This window comes from Streptomyces sp. WM6378 (genome assembly GCF_001279695.1).
In the GTDB taxonomy this organism is placed as follows: Bacteria; Actinomycetota; Actinomycetes; order Streptomycetales; family Streptomycetaceae; genus Streptomyces.
Genome location: NZ_LGDD01000020.1, coordinates 1 through 19,705, shown reverse-complemented (window position 1 = coordinate 19,705; position 19,705 = coordinate 1). Strand labels below are relative to the sequence as shown.

17 protein-coding genes and 1 pseudogene are annotated in these 19,705 nt (G+C 71.8%); 11 read left to right on the top strand and 7 right to left on the bottom strand.

The genetic code is table 11. The features are described from left to right. Window positions 1-411, top strand: a pseudogene (locus tag ADK54_RS04155) (short-chain dehydrogenase); the annotation flags it as partial. Between the two features lie 49 nt (window positions 412-460). After that, window positions 461-535 carry a 50S ribosomal protein bL37 gene (locus ADK54_RS48695; RefSeq protein ID WP_373300991.1) on the top strand — a complete coding sequence of 25 codons (75 nt, stop codon included), beginning with the start codon at window positions 461-463 and terminating at the stop codon, window positions 533-535. Between the two features lie 128 nt (window positions 536-663). On the opposite strand, the gene ADK54_RS45635 is transcribed toward ADK54_RS48695, so the two are convergent. From ADK54_RS45635 to ADK54_RS04140, 3 genes are all read right to left on the bottom strand, one after another. After that, window positions 664-2,010 (bottom strand): hypothetical protein, encoded by a 1,347-nt coding sequence (locus ADK54_RS45635; protein WP_053724126.1) that lies wholly within the window; start codon window positions 2,008-2,010, stop codon window positions 664-666. Between the two features lie 412 nt (window positions 2,011-2,422). Further along, window positions 2,423-3,217 carry a DUF4118 domain-containing protein gene (locus ADK54_RS04145; protein ID WP_234391913.1) on the bottom strand — a complete coding sequence of 265 codons (795 nt, stop codon included), beginning with the start codon at window positions 3,215-3,217 and terminating at the stop codon, window positions 2,423-2,425. A gap of 130 nt (window positions 3,218-3,347) precedes the next feature. Beyond that, window positions 3,348-5,852, bottom strand: a complete 2,505-nt coding sequence (locus ADK54_RS04140; RefSeq protein WP_053724128.1) for a sensor histidine kinase — start codon at window positions 5,850-5,852, stop codon at window positions 3,348-3,350. 303 nt (window positions 5,853-6,155) lie between these two features. On the opposite strand from ADK54_RS04140, the gene ADK54_RS04135 reads away from it, so the two are divergent. Both ADK54_RS04135 and ADK54_RS04130 read left to right on the top strand, forming a co-directional pair. Beyond that, window positions 6,156-7,730, top strand: a complete 1,575-nt coding sequence (locus ADK54_RS04135) for a Na+/H+ antiporter (protein WP_053724125.1) — start codon at window positions 6,156-6,158, stop codon at window positions 7,728-7,730. 88 nt (window positions 7,731-7,818) lie between these two features. Then, window positions 7,819-8,361 carry a hypothetical protein gene (locus ADK54_RS04130; protein ID WP_053724124.1) on the top strand — a complete coding sequence of 181 codons (543 nt, stop codon included), beginning with the start codon at window positions 7,819-7,821 and terminating at the stop codon, window positions 8,359-8,361. Window positions 8,362-8,510: 149 nt separating this feature from the next. Here ADK54_RS04130 and ADK54_RS04125 read toward each other — a convergent pair whose 3' ends face one another. Next, window positions 8,511-9,710 (bottom strand): MBL fold metallo-hydrolase, encoded by a 1,200-nt coding sequence (locus ADK54_RS04125; protein WP_053724123.1) that lies wholly within the window; start codon window positions 9,708-9,710, stop codon window positions 8,511-8,513. Window positions 9,711-9,796: 86 nt separating this feature from the next. Then, entirely contained in the window at window positions 9,797-10,246 is a 450-nt protein-coding gene (locus tag ADK54_RS04120) for a PPOX class F420-dependent oxidoreductase (protein WP_053724122.1), read from the bottom strand. A 70-nt stretch (window positions 10,247-10,316) separates the two neighbouring features. Here ADK54_RS04120 and ADK54_RS04115 point away from each other — a divergent pair, with 70 nt between their 5' ends. The 6 genes from ADK54_RS04115 (at window position 10,317) to ADK54_RS04090 (ending at window position 16,571) form a co-directional block, all read left to right on the top strand. Beyond that, window positions 10,317-10,937: a GNAT family N-acetyltransferase gene (locus tag ADK54_RS04115; RefSeq protein WP_053724121.1), complete on the top strand. Its 621-nt coding sequence runs from the start codon at window positions 10,317-10,319 to the stop codon at window positions 10,935-10,937. A gap of 26 nt (window positions 10,938-10,963) precedes the next feature. After that, window positions 10,964-12,142: a glutamate dehydrogenase gene (locus tag ADK54_RS04110; RefSeq protein WP_053724120.1), complete on the top strand. Its 1,179-nt coding sequence runs from the start codon at window positions 10,964-10,966 to the stop codon at window positions 12,140-12,142. 182 nt (window positions 12,143-12,324) lie between these two features. Further along, on the top strand, window positions 12,325-13,125 hold the full coding sequence (locus ADK54_RS04105; protein WP_053724119.1) for a polysaccharide deacetylase family protein: 801 nt from the start codon (window positions 12,325-12,327) through the stop codon (window positions 13,123-13,125). A gap of 36 nt (window positions 13,126-13,161) precedes the next feature. Then, the gene (locus ADK54_RS04100; protein WP_053724118.1) at window positions 13,162-13,779 is read left to right on the top strand and encodes a TetR/AcrR family transcriptional regulator; all 618 of its coding nucleotides are present in this window, start codon (window positions 13,162-13,164) and stop codon (window positions 13,777-13,779) included. A 344-nt stretch (window positions 13,780-14,123) separates the two neighbouring features. Continuing rightward, complete coding sequence (locus tag ADK54_RS04095) at window positions 14,124-15,392, top strand: phosphatase PAP2 family protein (RefSeq protein ID WP_053724117.1); 1,269 nt, start codon at window positions 14,124-14,126, stop codon at window positions 15,390-15,392. A 189-nt stretch (window positions 15,393-15,581) separates the two neighbouring features. Further along, window positions 15,582-16,571: an NAD-dependent epimerase/dehydratase family protein gene (locus tag ADK54_RS04090; protein WP_053724116.1), complete on the top strand. Its 990-nt coding sequence runs from the start codon at window positions 15,582-15,584 to the stop codon at window positions 16,569-16,571. Between the two features lie 71 nt (window positions 16,572-16,642). Here the strand turns inward: ADK54_RS04090 and ADK54_RS04085 are convergent, their stop codons facing one another. Continuing rightward, the gene (locus ADK54_RS04085; protein WP_053724115.1) at window positions 16,643-17,434 is read right to left on the bottom strand and encodes an SGNH/GDSL hydrolase family protein; all 792 of its coding nucleotides are present in this window, start codon (window positions 17,432-17,434) and stop codon (window positions 16,643-16,645) included. A gap of 215 nt (window positions 17,435-17,649) precedes the next feature. Between ADK54_RS04085 and ADK54_RS04080 the strand changes: the two genes are divergently transcribed. Beyond that, window positions 17,650-18,828, top strand: a complete 1,179-nt coding sequence (locus ADK54_RS04080) for an erythromycin esterase family protein (RefSeq protein WP_078966113.1) — start codon at window positions 17,650-17,652, stop codon at window positions 18,826-18,828. 56 nt (window positions 18,829-18,884) lie between these two features. On the opposite strand, the gene ADK54_RS04075 is transcribed toward ADK54_RS04080, so the two are convergent. Beyond that, window positions 18,885-19,705 (bottom strand): S53 family peptidase (locus ADK54_RS04075; protein WP_053724114.1); only part of this gene is annotated, 821 nt, incomplete at its 5' end.

Below are 19,705 nucleotides of genomic sequence, written 5' to 3'. Positions count from 1 at the left end.
CTCACCAGTGACCCGGGCGGCCGCGTCGTCAACGTGTCGTCGTCGCTGCACCGCACCGGCAACATCCAGTGGAGCGACCCCAACCGCTCCCGCCGCTACTCCCGCCTGGCCGCCTACGCGCAGTCGCAGCTGGCCCTGACGGTGTTCGCCGCCGACCCGCGGGTCACCGCCGTCTCCGTCCACCCCGGCATCTGCGACACCGCCCTGCTCCCCCTGTACGCACACGAGGGCGCCACCCCCGCCGAGGGCGCCGCATATGTGGCGCGCCTGTGCGACCCGGCCGTCGAGATCACCAACGGCGCCTACTACGACCGTGATCAGCACGTCGACCCGGCGCCCGCGGCGACGGAGAACCGCTCCGTGCAGCGCCTCAACAAGCTCGCCTCCCTGCTCGTCGGTCACACGGCCTGAAGGCCACCACCACCTGCCTCAACACCTCCACCTGAAGGAGCACCACCGCATGTCGAAGCGCGCCCGCAAGAAGAGGGACCGCCGCAAGAAGAAGGCCAACCACGGCAGCAAGGCGTCCTGCTAGCCGCACTGGTTCCACCGCACGCCCGAAGGGGCGGACTGCTCCGGCGGGCAGTCCGCCCCTTCACTGTTGTGAGGATCCGTCATCTTCCATAAATGCATGGGTAGTTGAGCGAATCATCGCCCCACACCTCACCGGAACTCCGCGAGGCGCGGGCGCAGTCCCAGTACGAGGAGCAGTCCTGCCAGGAGCAGGGCGCCGGCGGCGATGGGGGTCTGGACGCCGATGGCGTCGCGGCCGGTGGCGATGGCCCGGTCGTGGTGGGCGGCGTTGATGGCGGTCACTTGGTCGAGGGCCTTCATCCACTGCCCGAAGTGGGCGTTGGAGGTGTCGGATGCCCAGCCGATGCAGAACACCGTGGCCTCCTGGAGCCTGCCCTCGGCGATCAGTTGCCGGAAGGTGCGGTCGTCCTTCTGGTAGACGGCGTACGCCTCGACGGTCTTCTCGGCCGCCTCGCGCTCCCCGGCAAAGGTGATGTTGTCCAGTTCGCGCCGGTACTCGCCGCTGAACCGCTCGTCCGCGTGGTCGTGCTGGTAGGCGGCCCAGGTGTCGGCGAGTCGCGTGTCGTAGGTGGACAGGCTCGCGCCCGCGATCCCGTACAGCTGCTGCGACTTGTCGAGGAAGGACTTCTCGTACGCGTCCCGGCGCGTGGCATCAAGGAGGAACCGGCTCTCGTCGGCGTTGGCGTCGTAGCCGATGGCCTTGGAGCGGGACAGGGCCACCACCGAGTCGAAGGAGTCGTGGCGGGCGATCTTCAACTGGTCTGCCGAGGTGGACAGGAGCTGTCCGCCGCAGGCGACGGCCACCAGAGCGCACAACGTGGCGGCGAGCACGGCGGGGTTGAGGATGCGGCCGAAACGGCGAGCCAGGTGGAGTTGCAGCACGACGAGGGCCGCGAGCAGCAGGACCCCGAGCACCGCCTCGGCGACGAGCTGGGTGGTCAGGTCCGAGCGGGCCGACTCGTACTCGCTCTCGTACACGGCGTTGTTGGCGTCGACGAGGGTGCGGGCCTGGGGCAGGAGGCGGGCGGAGAGCAGGTCGGTGGCGCGGCGGTAGTCGGCGCGGGCCGGGTCCTTGCCGCCGCTGTGCTCGTCGTTCTCCAGGGCGCGGCCGACCAGCTCCTGGTACTGGGCGAAGTCGTCGGTGAGCGCGACGACGGTGCGTTCGGTGGCCTGGTCGCCCTCGGAGGCGGCGCCGAGGGTCCGCAGCGAGCTGCTGATGGTGCCCTGCGCCGCTTTGTAGATGCGGTTGGCGTTGGTGTACGACTCGTCGAGGCGTCCCCTGCCGGTGCCCGAATCCCCGCTGGAGAGAAGGATGTTGGCGGTTTGCGCGTCCATGTCGTTGAGCGCCAGGTTCAGCTGGGTGGCGGCCACCGTGCGGGGCGCGTCGCGGTGCTGGATCGCGTCCCAGGTGGTGGAGAGCCCGGTGGCGGTGACCGTCAGGAGCGCGAGCAGAGCGGCGCCGAGCAGCAGGCACACGGTGCGGGCCAGCCGGAGCCGGCCGGGTGTGTCGTGCCAGTGGCGCTCGGCGGCGTACCGCAGGAGCCGGACGGGCCGGGCGACGGCGATGGGAGACCGTCGCCTCGGCCGTCCTTGTCCCGGACCCCCTCTGGCCTGGGACGACGGGATCCCCCCGTGACGAACGGCCGACGCGGGGTCTGGTTCGGCAGTCGTTGTCGGGGCCCCCGCTCCCTGACGCTGCCCGGCACCGGCGGTGATCGCCACTCGCCCTCCAACCTCGCGCCACGGGCCGCTCGTACGAACCCGTGCGGAGATCAGCATGGCGGGCAAACGTTCGCTTGACCGGCCGCGTTGACGGTGCCCTGACGCCCAGCGGTCCCGGATTGACGCGCCCTTGACGGCGACGACTTCCAGCCGCGCCGCGCAGGGCTCAACTCTCCTTGCCCGCGCCCGTTCCCGGGTCCGCCAGCGCCGCGCCCACCTGGTCGGCCAGGGTCGCGGCCACCAGACGGGCCTGCAGCGGTACGACGTCGGCGCGACCCGGCCGCAGCATGAACCGGCCGTAGTAGTGGCCGTTGCCGAACACGCGCAGTTCGGTCTCGCCCTGCGGCCAGCCGCGCCGCTCCAGGCTCCAGCGGCCGTGCACCGTGGTCACCTCGCCGTCCTGGCCGAGCTGCGGAGGATGGCCGAGGAGCGAGCCGTACTCGAAGCGGCAGCCGTCCAGGTGGAGCACGTCGGTGAGCTCACCGCAGACGTGGTCGACGACCGCGGCGGCGGAGCCGGTGCGCCGGGCGAGCTGGGCCGTGTCGTGGATGCGGGCGAGGTGGTAGGCGTCGGTGACGGTGACCACCTTCAGGCGGCGGGCGCGGGCGGCCAGCTGCGAGACGGCGAGGCCCACGGCGAGCAGCAGCACGGCGGTGGTGATGTCGTCCCCGCCGGCGATCGTGAACCGTTCGTACGGCCGGGTGAGGAGGAAGTCGAACCAGACGGCCGACGAGAGCGCGGCCAGCGCCCCCGCACCCCGGTGTCCGTTGGCGGCCACCGCCACCACGACCACGACGAGGATCAGCGCGAGATTGGTGCTCGCCACATGCGTGCGCAACGGCACCAGCAGGCCCGCGGCCGCGAGGGGGCCCGCGACCGCGGCGGCAAGCGCGAGGGTGTCACGCAGCGGCATGGCGAAACGCGCGGGGCGGGCGGCTCTGGGGAGTGTGATCGCGGTCATGGCAGCCACCTCCGGTGCTCCGCCTTCCAGGATGCTCCCGAGTCTTCCCCGGGCCGACGAAGCCCCCGCTGTCTTGACGGAACCTTGAGGTCGCCCGGGGAGGAGCACCGAGAGCGCGTCCCGCGCGGCTCTACGCCGCCGGCAACGACAGCACCATCGTCAGCCCCCCGCCCGGTGTGTCCTCCGGGGTGAGCGTGCCGGACATCGCCTCCGTGAGGCCGCGGGCCAGGGCCAGGCCGAGGCCCACGCCCGTGGTGTTGTCGGTGTCGCCGAGGCGCTGGAACGGCACGAAGGCCCGTTCCCGGTCCTCGGGGGGCAACCCGGGCCCCCGGTCGATCACCCGCACCTCGACCCGGTCGTCGAGGGTGCTCGCGGTGAGCAGGACGGTTTCACCGCGCGGCGTGTGCCGGGCCGCGTTGCTCAGGAGGTTGGCGACGACCCGTTCCAGGAGGGGCGGGTCGGCCAGGACCGCGGGGACGGTGTCCAGGCACTGGACGTCCGTCGCGGGTGACTCGGGCGGGAGCGAGTCGAGGGCCATCGGCAACACCTCCTCCAGGGCGGTGGCCCGCAGGCTCAGATTGAGCGCGCCGGCCTGGAGACGGCTCATGTCGAGGAGGTTGTCGATGAGCCGGCCGAGCCGGGCCATCGACTCGTCCGCGGTGGCGAGGAGTTCGTCGCGGTCCTCGTCAGTGAAGTCCACATCGCGGCTGCGCAGCGAGGCGATCGCGGCCCAGCCCGCGGCGAGCGGGGTGCGCAGGTCGTGGCTGACGGCGGCGAGCAGGGCGGTGCGCATGCGGTCGGCGGCCCTGACCGGTTCGATCTCGGCGGCGGCCTCGGCCAGTTGGGCCCGCTCGACGGCCACCGTCACGTGCGCGGCGAACGCGGCGAGCACCTTGCGTTCGGAGGACGGCAGGGAGCGCCCGCGCAGCACCAGGTGCGTCTCCTCGCCGATCGGCATCTGTACGGCGGCCGTGTCGGTCACCGGCGCGGAGGTGAGCTCGGCCGAATCCATCCCGAAGGTCTCCCGCGTACGTTCGAGGAGCGCCGGGATCGCCCGGTCGCCCCGCACGATCGACCCGGCGAGCGAGGACAGCGTCTCTGCCTCCGCCGTCGCCCGGGCCGAGCGGCGCGAGAGCCGCAGCGAGCGGTCCACCACGGCCGCGACCGTACCCGCCACCACCGCGAACACCACGGTCGCAAGGACGCTGTTCACGTCGCCGAAAGTGAACTGGCCCACCGGCGGCATGAACCAGTAGTTCAGGAGCAGCGACGCCGTGACGGAGGCGACCACGGCGGACACCACGCCGCCCACGCAGGCCACCGCGACGACGGCGAGCAGGAAGAGCAGCGCCTCGCTGGTGAGGTTGAGGGTGTCCCTCGTCCCGTCGAGCAGGAGGGTGAGGAGGACGGGGAGGACGAGGCCGGCCACCGGTCCCGCGATGAGCCGGCGGGTCGACAGGGTCCGGCGGCGCGACGGCAACTGCCGCCCCCTGCCCGCCCGTTCGTGGGTGACCATGTGGACGTCGATGTCCCCGGACAGGGCGACGATCGTCTCTCCTATGCCGCGCCCGGTCACGAACCGTTCCAGTCGGCCGCGGCTGCTGGTGCCCAGGACGAGCTGGGTGGCGTTCTCGGCGCGGGCGAATTCGAGGAGTGCGGTGGGGACGCTGTCGCCGACCACCGAGTGGTAGCTGCCGCCGAGGCTCTCGACCAGTGCCCGCTGCCGGACGAGGGCGGCCGGTGAGGATCCGGCGGCGAGCCCGTCGCTGCGCGCTATGTGCACGGCGAGCAGGTCACCGCCCACCGACCGGTCGGCGATCCGGGCCGCCCGCCGGATGAGGGTCTCGCCCTCCGGTCCGCCGGTCAGGGCGACGACCACCCGCTCCCGGGTCTCCCACACCCGGTCGATGCCGTGCTCTGAGCGGTACTTCTGCAGCGCGTCGTCCACACTGTCCGCCACCCACAAGAGCGCCAACTCCCTTAGTGCGGTCAGGTTTCCGACCCGGAAGTAGTTGGCGAGGGCGGCATCCACCTTCTCGGGCGCGTAGATGTTGCCGTGGGCCATTCGGCGGCGCAGCGCCGGGGCGGGCATGTCCACCAGCTCGATCTCATGGGCGCGCCGTACCACCTCGTCGGGGACGTTCTCCTGCTGCGGCACCCTGGTGATCTTCTCCACCACGTCCTTGAGGGACTCCAGGTGCTGGATGTTCACGGCGGTCACCACGTCGATCCCGGCGGCGAGCAGTTCCTCGATGTCCTGCCACCGCTTGGCGTGCCGGCCGCCGGGGATGTTGGAGTGGGCGAGCTCGTCGACCACCGCCACCCTGGGGCGTCGCTCAAGGACCGCGTCGAGGTCCATCTCCTCGAACTCCCCACCCCGGTAAGTGCGTTGGACCCGGGGCAACACCTCCAGGCCGGCGAGCCCCGCCAGGGTGTGGGGGCGCTTGTGGCACTCGACGTACGCCACCACGACATCGGTGCCGCGGTCCGCGCGGCGCCGGGCCTCGTCCAGCATCCGGTAGGTCTTGCCCACCCCGGGGGCCGCCCCGAGATAGACCTTCAGCCGACCCGGCCGCTCCGGTGGAACACCCCCTCCGGGCGGGGCGTCCCCTCCGGGCGGGACATCCGGCTCCACCACCACAGCACCTGCCTCCTCACGCCGTACGCGCGCCCCGCCCCGCGGGGTCCCCGCACGGCCGGGGCCCGATGTGTCACTCCGCATCATCGCCGGACGGCGCCGGGGAGAGGGGGCGGGGCGCACGACATTGACACGTTCCTGACCCGGTCGACCGCCCGCGGTGACACCTCCCCGTGGCCACCCGCCCCTTCGTTGACGTCGCCTTGATGATCCGCGCATCGGTAGGGTGAAGGCGGTGTGCCGGGAAGTCTGGTCGGCGTCGCGGGCCGACGGGGCCCGCGTTCGGTCCTTGGGGGCGGCATGCGCGGCGTCGGTACGGTCTTGTTCCTCGTGGTGCTCGCCACGCTGGTGGCCACGGGCGCCCGCCGATGGCGCATCCCCGCCCCCTCGCTCCTGGTCGTCGCGGGGCTGACCGTGGCCCTGCTGCCGGGCAGCCCCGCGATCCACGTGACGCCGGAGCTCATCGGCCTCGTCGTGCTGCCGCCGCTCCTGTACGCCAGCGCCGAGGAGATCTCCTGGCGGGAGCTGCGCGCCGTGTGGAAGCCGGTGGGGGTCCTGGCGTTCGGCCTGGTGCTCGCCTCCGCCGCGGTGGTGGGCTTCGTCGCGTCCGTACTGACGCCGCTGCCCTGGCAGATGGCGCTGGTCCTCGGGGCGGTTCTCGCCAGCACCGACCCGGTGGCGGTCACCGCGCTCGGCCGCCGTCTCGCCCTTCCTCCCCGGGTCCAGGTCCTCGTGCAGGCCGAGAGCCTGTTCAACGACGCCACCTCGCTGGTCCTGTTCAAGGTGGCGGTGAGCGTCGCGGTCGCCGCCTCGGCCGTCTCCTGGGCGGGCGCGGGCGGCGAGTTCGCGCTGCTCGCGGGCGGCGGCACCCTCATCGGAGCAGCGACCGCCGGTATCGTCGCGCTGATCCGGCGGCGCACCGAGGAACCGGTCCTGGAGACCGTGATCGCACTCGTCACCCCGTACGCGGCCTATGTGCTGGCCGAGGCCGCCCACACGTCCGGGGTCACCTCCGTGGTGGTCGCGGGTGTGCTGCTCGGCGGCCGCTCGGACCGGCTGACCAGTTCCCGCATACGGCTCCAACTGCACGCCGTGTACGGCACGGTGGTCTTCCTCCTGGAGAGCGTGGTCTTCAGCCTGATCGGGCTCTCCCTGCCCGGCCTGATCCGCGAACTGGGCGACGGCGACCGGCTGTGGCCGCTGTACGCACTCGCCCTGGCCGGCACCCTGATCGCGATCCGGATGCTGTGGATCTTCCCGCTCTCCGCGCTGATCCAGCGCAGGAGCGGCCGGGCCAGGACCAACTGGCGGGTCCCCGTGGTCCTTTCCTGGGCGGGCACCCGGGGCGTCATGCCGCTGGCCGCCGCACTCTCCATCCCCGTCGTCACCCCCGACGGCGGCAGGCTCGCCGGACGCCCCCTGGTCCTGGTCCTCACCACGGCCGTGGTCGTGGTGACGCTCGTCGTGCAGGGTTTCTCCCTCTCGTCCGTGGTCCGCCGCTCCGGCATAGCGCTGGAACCGGACCACACCGAACGCGAGGAGGCCGAGGCCCGGCTCAGCCTCGCCGATGCCGGGCTGCGCCGCCTGGAGGAGATCGCCGAGTTGGAGGCCGTCCCCGACGTGGTCGCCGACCGGCTCCGCCGCGCCCTCCTCGCCCGCCGGGAGCACGCCCGCGAACGCCTCGACGACACCGACGGCGCCAACGGCCGGACCGAGACCGCCGACCACGTCTACCGCCAGCTGCGCCGCGATCTGATCGTGGAGGAGGCCGCCGAGCTCCAGCGCCTCTACGACGACCACCGCATAAGCGAGACCACCCGGCGTCGCCTCCAGCGCTCACTCGATCTGGAGGAGGCCCGGCTCGCGGATGCCTGACCTCCCCGGCGTCAGGAAGTCGTCAGACGCCCATCAAGACTGGCCTTCGCACCACGACATCCGTGCCTCGTGCCCTTACGGTCCCGGCATGGGAAGACGGACCACGCGGGCCGCGCCGGGGGACCGGGCGGCGCCGCTCGCGCACGACACGACCTGGGCGGGCGAGGCCCGCTCGGCCGTGGGGTACGCGGCCCTGCTGTGCGCCCTGCTGGTGACGGTCGACGCACTGGCCGACACCCTCACCGACCTGCGCGCCGCACTGTGGCTGAGCCTGGGCGTCATCCTGCTCCTGGTCCTGTGGCCGGCCCGGGTGTCGGCGGCCCGGGGCCGCCTGGTCTCCCGGAGCCTGTTCGGCGAGCGCACCGTACGCACCGACCGGCTGGTCTCGGTGCGCTGGTCCAATGGCGTCGCCCAGCGCCTGGTGCTGCGGGACGCCGACGGCAACCGGGCCGAGCTCGACCCGAAGGTACTGATCGCCAATCCCCCTCTGTGGCACGTTCTGGACGCCGATGCCCGCACCAGCGTCGAGGAAGGCCTGCTCCGCTGCGACGAGACGGCACTGCGGCAGATGGCGTCCTGTATCGACAAGGAGACGGCCCGCACCGTGTTCAAGGTCTCGGGCATCGAGTAGCCGTTTCCTCCCAGTACGTACGACCCGGCGGAGGGGAGGCGGGGTGAGCACCGCCCCGAGGACGCCCCATCCGCCGCCCGCGCTCAACAGCAGCCTGTGGCGCGTCGGGCTCTGCCGCCTACCGCTGACGGGCGGACGACGGCTTCACCTCACCGTTCCCCCGCCAGATCCAGCTCGCCCACCGGGACCGGCGGTGTGACGGCCGGGCCTTCGGGGACGCGCCACGGGTGAGCGAGGGGCGCGGACAGCGGCTGCCACCAGGGGGTCACGGGCAGCCGGCCCGCGGGCTCGAAAGGCTCGCCGGGGCGGGGGAACGCGGCCGGCTGCTCGGCCTCCTCGGCGGCGTCCTTGGTCCACTCGCCGGGCTCGGCCCAGGCGTGCGGGGCGAGGTTGAAGGTGCCCCAGTGGATCGGCATGATCACGCCGTGCGGGGCGCCGCCCTGGAGGTCAAGGTGGGCGCGCAGGCCCTCGGCGGGAGTCATGTGGATGTCGGGCCAGAACTCGCTGTAGGCACCGATCTGGATCATGGTGGCGTCGAACGGGCCGTGCTCCGCGCCGATGTCCTTGAAGCCGCCGAAGTAGCCCGTGTCCCCGCTGTGGTAGATCCGGTGCTCGGGACCGGTCACCGCCCAGGACGCCCAGAGGGTGTGCTGCTGGTTGCGCAGGCCGCGGCCGCAGAAGTGGCGGGCCGGGGTCGCGGTGAGGGTGATCCCGTCGACCTTGACGGACTCGTTCCAGTCCAGCTCGTGGATCCGCTCGGCGGGCACGCCCCAGTGCTCCAGGTGGGCGCCGACGCCGAGCGGCACCGCGAACACCGTGCCGGTTCCGGCCAGGGCGCGGATGGTCGGCAGGTCGAGGTGGTCGTAGTGGTCGTGGGAGATGACGACGACGTCGACCGGGCCGAGCGAGGCCAGCGGCAGCGGGACGGGGTGCAGCCGCTTGGGTCCGGCGAAGGCGAAGGGGGAGCAGCGCTCGCCCCACACCGGGTCGAACAGGACGCGCCGCCCGTCGATCTCGGCGAGCACGCTCGAATGCCCCATCCAGGTGAGCCGCAGCCCGGTGGCGGGCGGCTTCGCGATGTCGGCGAGGGTGGTCGGGTGGACCGGGACGGTGCCGGTGGGCGCGCGGCGTACGCGCTGCTCCTTCGCGAAGAACTGCTTCGCGAACTCCAGGGTCGAGCCCGATGGCCGGCTGCGCGCACCCTCGGGGTTCTGGAACACGCCGTCCGCGAAGTTCGGCGAGCGGCGGATGCGAGCCATTCGCTCCCCCGCCGGGTCGGCGCCGAACGCGTCGGGCCGCAGCTCGCGGAGTCTGGAACGCAGGGGAAGCAGGGATCCAGCGCCGGTCACGGCACCTCCTGGGGCTCGGGGTATTTCTATTATGTGCATCCGTCGCGCAGGCACCTTGCCGGGACCGTCGAGGCGGCGTCGGCCGGTCAGGCCCCGCCCTGGCGCGGCTGGCCGTACGCCCGCTCCACGCGCAGCCGCAGCACCAGGCGCCGGTCGCGGACCATGACCTTGCGGTACTCGTCCCAGTCGGGGTGCTCGCCGCGTACGTCCCGGTAGAGGGTGACCAGTTCCTCGACCGTGTCGTCGTGCGGGTCGGCGGCGACCGGGGTGAGGTCGGCGGTCCCCTCGGCCACCGTCCACGCCCAGCGGTCCTCGCTGGTCACGTGGTAGCTGGCGCGGGGGTCGCGGCGCAGGTTCTTCGTCTTGGCCCGGTCGTCCGTGAGCGACACCTTGATGACGCCCTCGTCGGGGTAGTAGGCGTGGTTCACGTTGGAGAGCTGGGGCCGGCCGTCCCGCTTCAGTGTGACCAGGACGCCACCGTCCTGCTCGGCGACCAGTTTCAGCAGCGCTTCCTGAGGTGCCTCGAATGCCGTCATGGCTGTGGAACGCGGATCCGGGCGGCCGGATTCCCCGGAGCCGCCCGGCGGCGCCTGCCATGATGCGGGGATGATCACTCCGATACCTCCCGTGGTACCCGCCGGCCGGCTGGCCCGGCAGCAGCAGCCCTCCTTCGTCCTGCCCGGCGGGCGTGAGCTGCGCCCCTGGCGGGAGTCCGACGCGAACGTTCTGGTGGCCGCGTGCCTGGATCCGGAGATCGTGCAGTGGAACCGGCCCGAAGCGCTGACGCCGGACTCCGCCCGCGAGAAGATCGCCCGCTGGGGGCAGCGCTGGACCGAGGAGGCCTCGGCGGTCTGGGCGATCTCACGGCGCGAGGACGACCAGGCGGTGGGCCTGATCGGGCTCGGCGATCTCGATCTGCGGGGCGGCAGCGCGGAGTTCCTGTACTGGCTGCTGCCGTCCGGCCGGGGCGGGGGCGCCGTGCTCGACGCCACGTTGCGGGTCAGCCGGTGGGCCCTTGAGGAGCTCGGGCTGCACCGGCTGCGGATCTCGCACTCGGTGGGGAACCCGGCGTCGTGCCGGGTGGCACAGCGGGCCGGATTCGCCCTGGAGGGCACGATGCGCAGCGCGCTGCTGCACGCCGACGGGTGGCACGACGAGCACCTGCACGCCCGGGTGGCGGGCGACCCCTGGCCGGACGGGGCCGGCCTCGGCACGCTCCCGTACTGACTCATCGTTCAGTTAGGGTGCGCGGCATGACTCCTCCTCTCGTCGCGCTCTCCTGGACCGATCACCTCACCGGCCGCCGCGGCCACCTCGTCATCGACCGGCTGATTCGCGGCGTGTCCAGCGGCGGGCTGCGCATGCGGCCCGGGTGCACCCAGGAGGAGGTCGCCGGGCTCGCCCGCGGCATGACGATGAAGGAGGCCCTGCACTACGACCCACGGAGCCACTACATCCCGCTCGGCGGCGCGAAGGGCGGCATCGACTGCGATCCGCGGCACCCTGAGGCGTACGGCGTGCTGGTCCGCTACTTGCGCGCCATGCGCCCGTACATCGAGAGCTTCTGGACGACGGGCGAGGATCTCGGTCTCAGCCAGGATCTCGTCGACCGGGCGGCCGCGGAGGCGGGCCTCGTCTCCACCGTTCAGGCGGTTTATCCGCTGCTCGACGACGAAGCAGCCGCCAGGCGGCGCCTCTCCGATGCCTTCGCCGTGCAAGTCGACGGGATCGGCCTTGACGAACTGGTCGGCGGCTGCGGGGTCGCCGAGTCGGTCCTGACCGCCCTGGACCGTACCGGCACCGCGTACGACGGGACGCGCGTCGCGGTGCAGGGGTTCGGCACCATGGGCGGCGCCACCGCCCGGTTCCTCTCCCGGGCCGGCCTGAAGATCGTCGCGGTGGCCGACATCAAGGGCACGGTCGCCAACCCCGAGGGCCTCGACGTGGAGGCGCTGCTCGCCGCGCGCGACGCGCACGGGGCCGTCGACCGCTCGGCCCTTGGGCCCCGGGACCGCGAACTGCCCGGTGGGGACTGGCTTGCCGTCGACGCGGAGGTGCTGGTCCCGGCCGCGGTCTCGTACGCGATCGACAGCCTCAACCAGGCCAGGATCACGGCCCGTTGGATCGTCGAGGCGGCGAACATGCCGGTGCTCGCGGATGCCGAGCGACTGCTCGCCGGGCGCGGTGTCACGGTGCTGCCGGACGTCGTGGTCAACTCCGCCACCAACGCCTGGTGGTGGTGGACGCTGTTCGGCGACCTGGGCGCCGACGCGGACGAGGCCTTCGCCCACACCCGGCGCGCGATGCGAGGCCTCGTCGAGCGGACGCTGATACGCGCCGAGGGCGACGGGACGACTCCGCGCACGGCCGCCCACGCCCTCGCGGCAGAGACACTGCCCGTCATCACGGAGCGGTTCGGCACGTATCGCTGACGGGGCCGCCCTGGCGGCACCTCCCCCGTATCTCCACGGGCCCCCGATCCGGGCCACCCTCCCCATTCCGGCCACCCCACGCCTCACTATGCACTCGATGTATACACGTCGCGTATAGTCCGGCGGAGATCCTCCCCCGAGGGTCGCGAACGCGAAATCTCATCACCGGGGAGAGCACCGCCATGCTCAGAAACAGCTCACGTTCCATACGGTCCCGGGCCGCCGCGTGCCTGCTCACGGCCGCCGCGCTAACCTTGACCCTGGCCGGCTGCGGCCAGGACTCCACCTCTCCCAAGGAGGCGCGCGGGCAGGCCGGCGTCAAGGCGTCCGATGCCAAGGCCCACCTCAATGCGGCCGAGGCCCCGGATTCCGTGGACTGCACCAAGGCCAAGTGCATCGCCCTGACCTTCGACGCCGGGCCGGGGCCGCACACGCCCCGGCTCCTCGACCTCCTCAAGGAGAAGAAGGTGCACGCCACCTTCTTCCTGCTCGGCAAGAACCACGTGGACACCTACCCGGATACCGTCCGCAGGGCCGCCGCCGAGGGCCACGAGATCGCCAACCACACCTGGACGCACCGCCGCCTCGATCAGCTGAAGCCGGCCGAGGTCCGCTCCGAACTCGGCCGCACCCAACAGGCGATCAAGGCCCTGACCGGCCGCGAGCCAACGCTGATGCGCCCGCCGCAGGGCCGCACCGACGGCGAGGTCACGGACGTCAGCAAAGAGCTTGGCCTCTCCCAGGTGCTGTGGAGCGCCACCGCCAAGGACTACGCGACCACCGACAGCGCCCTGATCCAGAAGCAGATACTCGACCAGGCCGGGCGCGACGGGATCATCCTGCTGCACGACATCTACGACGGCACGGTGCCCGCCGTCCCGGGCATCATCGACGAGCTCAAGAAGCGCGGATACACGTTCGTGACCGTCCCGCAGCTGCTCGCGCCCGGCACCGCACGGCCGGGCACCGTCTACCGGCCGTGACCCTCGACCACGCGGGCCCGTGTGTAGGGTCGGCCCATGGCCAGAGTGCGGTTGGGCGTGGCGGAACGGCGCGAGGAACTGCTGCGGGCCGCGGTCGAGCAGATCGAGTCGCGCGGCGTCGCCGCCGTACGGATCGCCGATGTCGCCGCTTCGCTCGGCGTGAGCAACGCCCTTGTGCTGTACCACTTCTCGACGAAGGAGAAGCTGGTCGCGGCGGCCTTCGCCCACGCCGCCGAGGACGATCTGGCCCAGCTGCACAAGATCCTCGGGCGCCGCACCAGCGCGCTGCGCAGGCTGCGGGCGGCCGTGCGCTGGTACGCGCCGACCGGGCCGGCCAAGGGCTGGCGGCTGTGGATCGAGGGCTGGGCGGCCGCGCTCCGCGAGCCCGCGCTGCGCGAGGTGGCGCACGGCCTCGATCAGCGGTGGAAGGCCGCGCTGACCGAGGTGATGGCGGAAGGTGCGGCGGCCGGAGAATTCGGCTGCGCGGACCCGGCGGGGGCGGCCTGGCGGCTGACCGCCCTCCTCGACGGCCTGGCCGTGCAGATGATCTCGTACCCGGGCTCGCTGGGGCGGGCGGCCATGCTGGAGTGGGCGGACGAGGCACTGGCTCGCGAACTCGGTGTGGCACGCGCGGAGTTGACCACAACCCGCTGAACGCGGCCACCCGGCGCCGGGCATCCGCCGCGGATCCCTCCTCGCCGTTACACGGCGGCGCCGCGCCCTGCGTCGAGGCGGCACGGGATCGCCCGGCCGCCGCGCCGCTCAGGGACGGTGAAATCCACCCACACCCCCGTAAAAACCACTCGCGCCGCTCCGATAACATGATCCGACTCGGATGATCGCCCATAGCGTCCACCCTTCACGGAAACCATGCAATCGACCACGAAGAGTGACTCGCTTAGTCAACGTCTCGCAAATCGGCGTCTAACAAATCGGCCAGACAATTGATATCGCGAATAAATAGCAGAATTACAGTTGCATGGCGTCAACCACGGGTGATGCTGTGGGCCGCGGCAGGTGTGGTGGCCCTCGGATTCCTCATCGCGTTGGAGATTGCCGCCCACCACTACGGCCTGCCCGGGCCGATGACCAATCAGGCGAAAGAGGTGATATTCGCGCCCAAGTCGGGGCCGCTGTTGTACGCCAGTATGGCGTTGATGATGGTGGTGCTCACCTGGCGGGAACGCTTTATCGCGATCGGTGCCGCGATCGGTATCGACGTCATCTTCTTTCTGGTGCGGTGGGCAGTCGACGCCAAGATGATGTTCGGCAACGGCGCATTGTGGGTGATGCTGGGCTGCACGGTCATCGCCATCACGCGCCGCACCGGCCAGGAACGCATGCTGCTCCTGAAGGGCGTCGGGCTCGGCCTCCTGCTGGTGGCCGGCCGCAAGACCGGCGACACCTGGCTGCTCATCACCTCGAAGACCCGCCCGACGGTGCTCGACCAGTACGTGGCGACCGCCGATCACGCGCTGGGCGACCCCTCCTGGGTGGCGGGCCGGATCGTCAACGCCACCGGCTCGATCGGCGCGCACGTCCTCGACTACGTCTACATCCAGCTCGCCGTGGCCGCGGTCATCGTCGCGCTGTACCAGCTGCGCAACGTGGCGGCCGAACGCCGCTTCCCGGCCCACCACCTGGTGCGCACCTTCCTGGTGATCGGTCTGCTCGGGCCGGCCATCTACATGATCTTCCCGGTGGTCGGACCGATCTTCGTGTACGGCGCCGACGGCGGAAACTTCGCGGTGGCCAACCTGTGGCCGAACACCCCGCCGGGCGGTGCCCCGCACCACATGGCATTCAACGAATTCACCCCGCGCAACTGCATGCCCAGCCTGCACACCGCGTGGGCCACCACCATCTTCATCCATTCCCGCAAGGGCCCGCTGATCCTGCGCATGGCGGGTGCTTTCTGGCTGATCGCCACGCTGGGTGCGACGCTGGGATTCGGTTATCACTACGGCACCGACATCATCGCGGGCGTGGTCTTCGCGCTCACGATCGAGGCGGCGCTGCGCTCGCTCGCGCGCGGCTGGGACCGGGCCGGAATCCAGCTGGTCGCCTACGGCACGGTCGTCTTCACCGCGCTCTTGGTGTCCTATCGCTATCTGCCGGTACAGATGGCCGATCATCCGTGGGTGTTCGGCCCCCTCCTCATCCTTGCGATGGTCTCGGTGATCTACGGCTTCGTACGGACGACCAAGCTGTGGGAGCCGCAGGTCGCACCGGCGCGGCAGCCGGAACTGCAGCCCGAACTCGTCTGAGTCATCCTGCCGCGGGTGGTGGGCCGAGCGCTGACCGCCAGGGGACGGGAAGCTGAACGTGTGCGGGCGAAGACCTTCACTGTGCCGGGGGGCACGGTGAAGGTTCCCGGTTCACGGGATTACGCCGAGAGCAAGCAGCCTTCCCCGGCCTCTCCCCCAGCGGGCAGAGTGGCGATCATGAGACTGCTGATGCTGGGCGGAACGGAATTCGTCGGCCGGGCTGTCACCGAGGCGGCCCTGGCACGCGGGCACGAGGTGACGGTCTTCCACCGCGGGCGGCACGAACCACCTGCGGGGGTGGCCTCGCTGCACGGCGACCGCACCTCCCCCGAAGGCCTCGCGGCGCTCGCGGACGGCGAGTGGGACGTGGTCGTCGACACGTGGTCGCACGCCCCGGCCGCCGTCCGCGACGCGGCCCGGCTGCTCACCGGGCGAGCCGGTCGGTACATCTACGTGTCGAGCCGCTCGGTGTATCCCGAGACGGCGCCGGCCGGCGCGGGCGAGGACGCGCCGCTGGTGGACGGCTCCGCAGACGAGGCGGGCGAAGTGGCCTATCCGCAGGCCAAGCGCGGCGGAGAACTGGCCGCGATGCGCGAATTCGGCGCGGACCGGGCCCTGTTGGTGCGCGCCGGGCTGATCCTCGGCCCGTGGGAGAACATCGGCCGACTGCCCTGGTGGCTGGACCGCGCCGCACGCGGCGGCGACATGCTCGCGCCGGGCCCGCGCGACCTGGGCATCCAGTACATCGACTGCCGCGACCTCGCGGAGTGGACCCTGGACGCGGCCGAGGCCGGCCTCAGCGGCCCGTACAACCTCGTCAGCCCGCCGGGGCACGCGACGATGGGCACGCTCCTCGAAGCCTGTGTGCGGGTCACCGGCGACCGGGCCGTGCTGCGCTGGACCGACCCCGGGCCGATCCTCGCGGCCGGCATCCAGCCGTGGCAGCAGCTGCCGGTGTGGCTTCCGCCCGGCGAGCTGCACGACAAGTTCCACGGATCGGCGGTGGTGAAGGCGGTCGGGGCCGGGCTGCGGTGCCGCCCCGTCGAGGAGACGGTCGCCGACACCTGGGCCTGGCTCCGCTCGATCGGCGGGACCGCGCCCCAGCGCCCGGACCGCCCCCGGGTCGGCCTCGACCCGGAGACCGAGGCGAAGGTGCTGGCCGGCCGACCGTCCGCGTAGCCCCACAGCCCGTGCGACCCAACAGGCCTGACCGCGCCACCTGATGACGCTCCGTCAGGCCTGATGGTTCGTCAGAGGGGCAGCAGGTCGGGCCGCTTGGCCGAGACCTCGTCTCCCGAGGACTCGCCGCGCAGCCGCCGCCCGATCCACGGCACGAGGTACTCGCGCGCCCAGTGGATGTCGTCGCGCCGCACCTCAAGGGTGCCTCGCGGCGGCAGCGGGGGCCACGGCTGGTCCGGGTCGGCCGGGACGTCGAGCCCGAGCACCTGGGCGGCGCGCAGCGCGACCCGGGTGTGCCCCTCGGCGGAGAGGTGCAGCCGGTCGCCGTCCCAGGCCCGCCGGTCCTGGACGGACTTGAGGGACCAGAGGTCGAGCACCGGGCAGTCGTAGCGGTCCGCGATGGCCCGCACGTGCCCGTTGTACGTCGCGATCTTGCCCCGCAGGTGGCGGAGCAGCGTGACGCCCCGGGTGTCGAAGCCCGTGGTCACCATGACGGTGCCGACGGCCGGCTTCAGGTCGGCAAGGGCCCGCTCGAAGCGTTCGGCCACCTCGTCGGGGTCCGTGCCGGGCCGGATGATGTCGTTGCCGCCCGCGCAGAAGCTCACCAGGTCGGGAGCGAGCTCCTTGGCCCTGGGCACCTGGTCCTCGACGATCTGGTCGAGGAGCTTGCCCCGGACCGCGAGGTTGGCGTAGCGGAAGGACCCCTCGGGCCGCTGATCTGCGAGCAGCACCGCGAACCGGTCCGCCCAGCCGACGAACGTCCCGTCCGGGCCGGGGTCACCGACGCCCTCCGTGAAGCTGTCGCCGATCGCCGTGTACGACCCGAACGTGCCGCTGCTGAATGATCTCGAATCGTCTGCCACGAGTGCTTATCCTCCACCCACGCAAGTGACCTACGCCACCGTAGGGAGGGGTTGACGGGGGGTGATATAGACCACCCGGTCAGTTTCCCAGGTACGGGAATAGGCCGGAGTCCCACCCACAACTGTCCGGCGGGGCTCGGGTGTTCACTCCGTACGGACACTCCGGCACACCGACCCTTGACCTCAATCGGACTTCAGGTTGGAGGCTGAGCGGCATGACGAACACCGCGGATTCCCAGGCCTCGATCCCTTCCCTCCCCCTCTCCGACGCCTCGCTCGACGAGCTGGCCGACAGGCTCGCCGGGGACGCGGCGACCGTCGTCGGCATCGGGGAGTCCACGCGCTTCTCCCGGGAGACCTTCGGCGTACGGGACCAGCTCTTCCGCCGGCTGGTCCGGCAGCACGGGTTCCGAGCGCTCGCCGTACAGGACAGTGCCGGTGTCGGCGCCGAGCTCGACCGTTACGTGCAGGGCGGCGAAGGCTCGGCCGCGGATGCGCTCGACCACGCCTGGCGCCCCCAGCGCACCGTCGAGCTGGCCGCGTCGCTGGAGTGGATACGGGAGTTCAACCGGGACCACCCGCACGACCCCGTACGGGTCTTCGGTGTGCGGCCCGTGCAGGCGGGGCCGGAGGATTACGACGCCGTCCTGGACCACGTCCGGGAGTCGGCCCCCGAGCGGCTTGCGGAGCTGGCATCCCACCTGGACCCGATCCGGACCGCGCACCGGACCGATGAGCACGTCCAGCGCGCTCGGGGAATCCACCCGGGACGTCCCTTCGCCGAGCATGCCCGCGGTGCGCTCGCGCTGATCCGGTCGCTGCCCGGCGCCGGAACGCACGACGACGTCCTGGCGCGGATGCGGCTGATCGTGGACTTCCACGAACACAGCGTCGCCGGGCGGGGCAACTACGCGGGCGAGGCCGGGGATTGGGGCGAAGCCATCAGCGAATTCCAGCGGCGGACCGGTCTGCGCACCGTCTACTGGGACGGCATCGCGCACACGTCGGCGGCCGAGACGGTCCTGGGCATGGCGCCCGAGCGCGGCCGGCAGCCCACCGTCGGCAGCCTGCTCCGGGGGCATTACGGCGCCCGGTACGTATCCGTGGCGATCGGCTTCCACCACGGGGACCTCGGTTCCGTCACCGTCCCGGAACCGGCCGGTGACCTGATCGACGCGCGGCTCGGCGAGGTGGACCTGCCCGCGCACTGGCGGGACCTGCGCCTCGACGACGTCCGCAGTCAGTGGGACGGTCCGGCGAAGGCCCGTGTGATCAGCGGCGTCTACGACCCGTCCCGCGACACCACCGGATACCTCGCGGTCGACTCGCTCGCCGACGCCTTTGACGTGCTCGTTCACATCCGCCAGGTGTCGCCGCTCCGCTGGCTCCCGTGACTCCGGGACGGCCGAAGGGGCCGCCGCGATGCGACGGCCCCCGCTCACTGGATCGGTCAGCCGGTGAAGGCCGCCGTGCCGTTCGGGGTGCCGAGGCCGGTCGGGCCGTCGTAGCCCGTACCCGCCTTGCACAGGTAGTTGCCGCAGCTGCCGTTGGCGCCGGAGGTGACGTCGTTCAGCGAACCGGTGTGGGCGTAGGGGAAGGACGAGGGAGTGGAGCTCGCGCCGGGGGTGCCGGCCAGGGCGTACACGCTCGCGATGATCGGCGAGGAGGCGCTGGTGCCGCCGTACACGTTCCAGCCGCTCGCCTGGTAACTGTCGTACACCGCGAGGCCGGTGGCCGGGTCGGCGACCGCGGAGACGTCGGCGACGGTGCGCTTGGCGCAGCCGGTGTCCTTCTGCCAGGACGGCTTCGGGTCGTAGGCCGAGCAGCCGGAACCGGCGCCGTCGCCACCGGAGCTGGAGCCCCAGACCGACTCGGACCAGCCGCGCGTGCTGCTGTCCTTCTTCAGCGAGGTGCCGCCGACGGCGGTGACGTACTGCGAGGCCGCCGGGTACTCGACGCCGTAGCCGCTGTCACCGGAGGAGACGGTGATGGCGACGCCCGGGTGGTTGAAGTAGGAGGCGTCGGAGGTGGTGTCGGAGGCGTCCTCACTGCCGCCGTAGCTGTTGGAGACGAACTTGGCGCCCATGGTGACCGCGCGGTTCACCGCGGCGCCCAGGTCGTTCATGTTCGCGGTGTTGGCCTCGACGAGCAGGATGTGGCACTGCGGGCAGGCGGCGCTGACCATGTCGACGTCGAGGGAGATCTCGCCGGCCCAACCCGAGTCCGCGGTCGGGTAGTTGGTGCCGCCGTTCTGGTCGACCTTCTTGAAGC

Coding starts and splice junctions, on each gene's coding strand:
- ADK54_RS04145 (WP_234391913.1), bottom strand. CDS start 3,217: ATGACCGCGATCACACTCCCCAGAGCCGCCCGCCCCGCGCGTTTCGCC.
- ADK54_RS04135 (WP_053724125.1), top strand. CDS start 6,156: ATGCGCGGCGTCGGTACGGTCTTGTTCCTCGTGGTGCTCGCCACGCTG.
- ADK54_RS04130 (WP_053724124.1), top strand. CDS start 7,819: ATGGGAAGACGGACCACGCGGGCCGCGCCGGGGGACCGGGCGGCGCCG.
- ADK54_RS04120 (WP_053724122.1), bottom strand. CDS start 10,246: ATGACGGCATTCGAGGCACCTCAGGAAGCGCTGCTGAAACTGGTCGCC.
- ADK54_RS04115 (WP_053724121.1), top strand. CDS start 10,317: ATGATCACTCCGATACCTCCCGTGGTACCCGCCGGCCGGCTGGCCCGG.
- ADK54_RS04110 (WP_053724120.1), top strand. CDS start 10,964: ATGACTCCTCCTCTCGTCGCGCTCTCCTGGACCGATCACCTCACCGGC.
- ADK54_RS04105 (WP_053724119.1), top strand. CDS start 12,325: ATGCTCAGAAACAGCTCACGTTCCATACGGTCCCGGGCCGCCGCGTGC.
- ADK54_RS04100 (WP_053724118.1), top strand. CDS start 13,162: ATGGCCAGAGTGCGGTTGGGCGTGGCGGAACGGCGCGAGGAACTGCTG.
- ADK54_RS04095 (WP_053724117.1), top strand. CDS start 14,124: ATGCTGTGGGCCGCGGCAGGTGTGGTGGCCCTCGGATTCCTCATCGCG.
- ADK54_RS04090 (WP_053724116.1), top strand. CDS start 15,582: ATGCTGGGCGGAACGGAATTCGTCGGCCGGGCTGTCACCGAGGCGGCC.
- ADK54_RS04080 (WP_078966113.1), top strand. CDS start 17,650: ATGACGAACACCGCGGATTCCCAGGCCTCGATCCCTTCCCTCCCCCTC.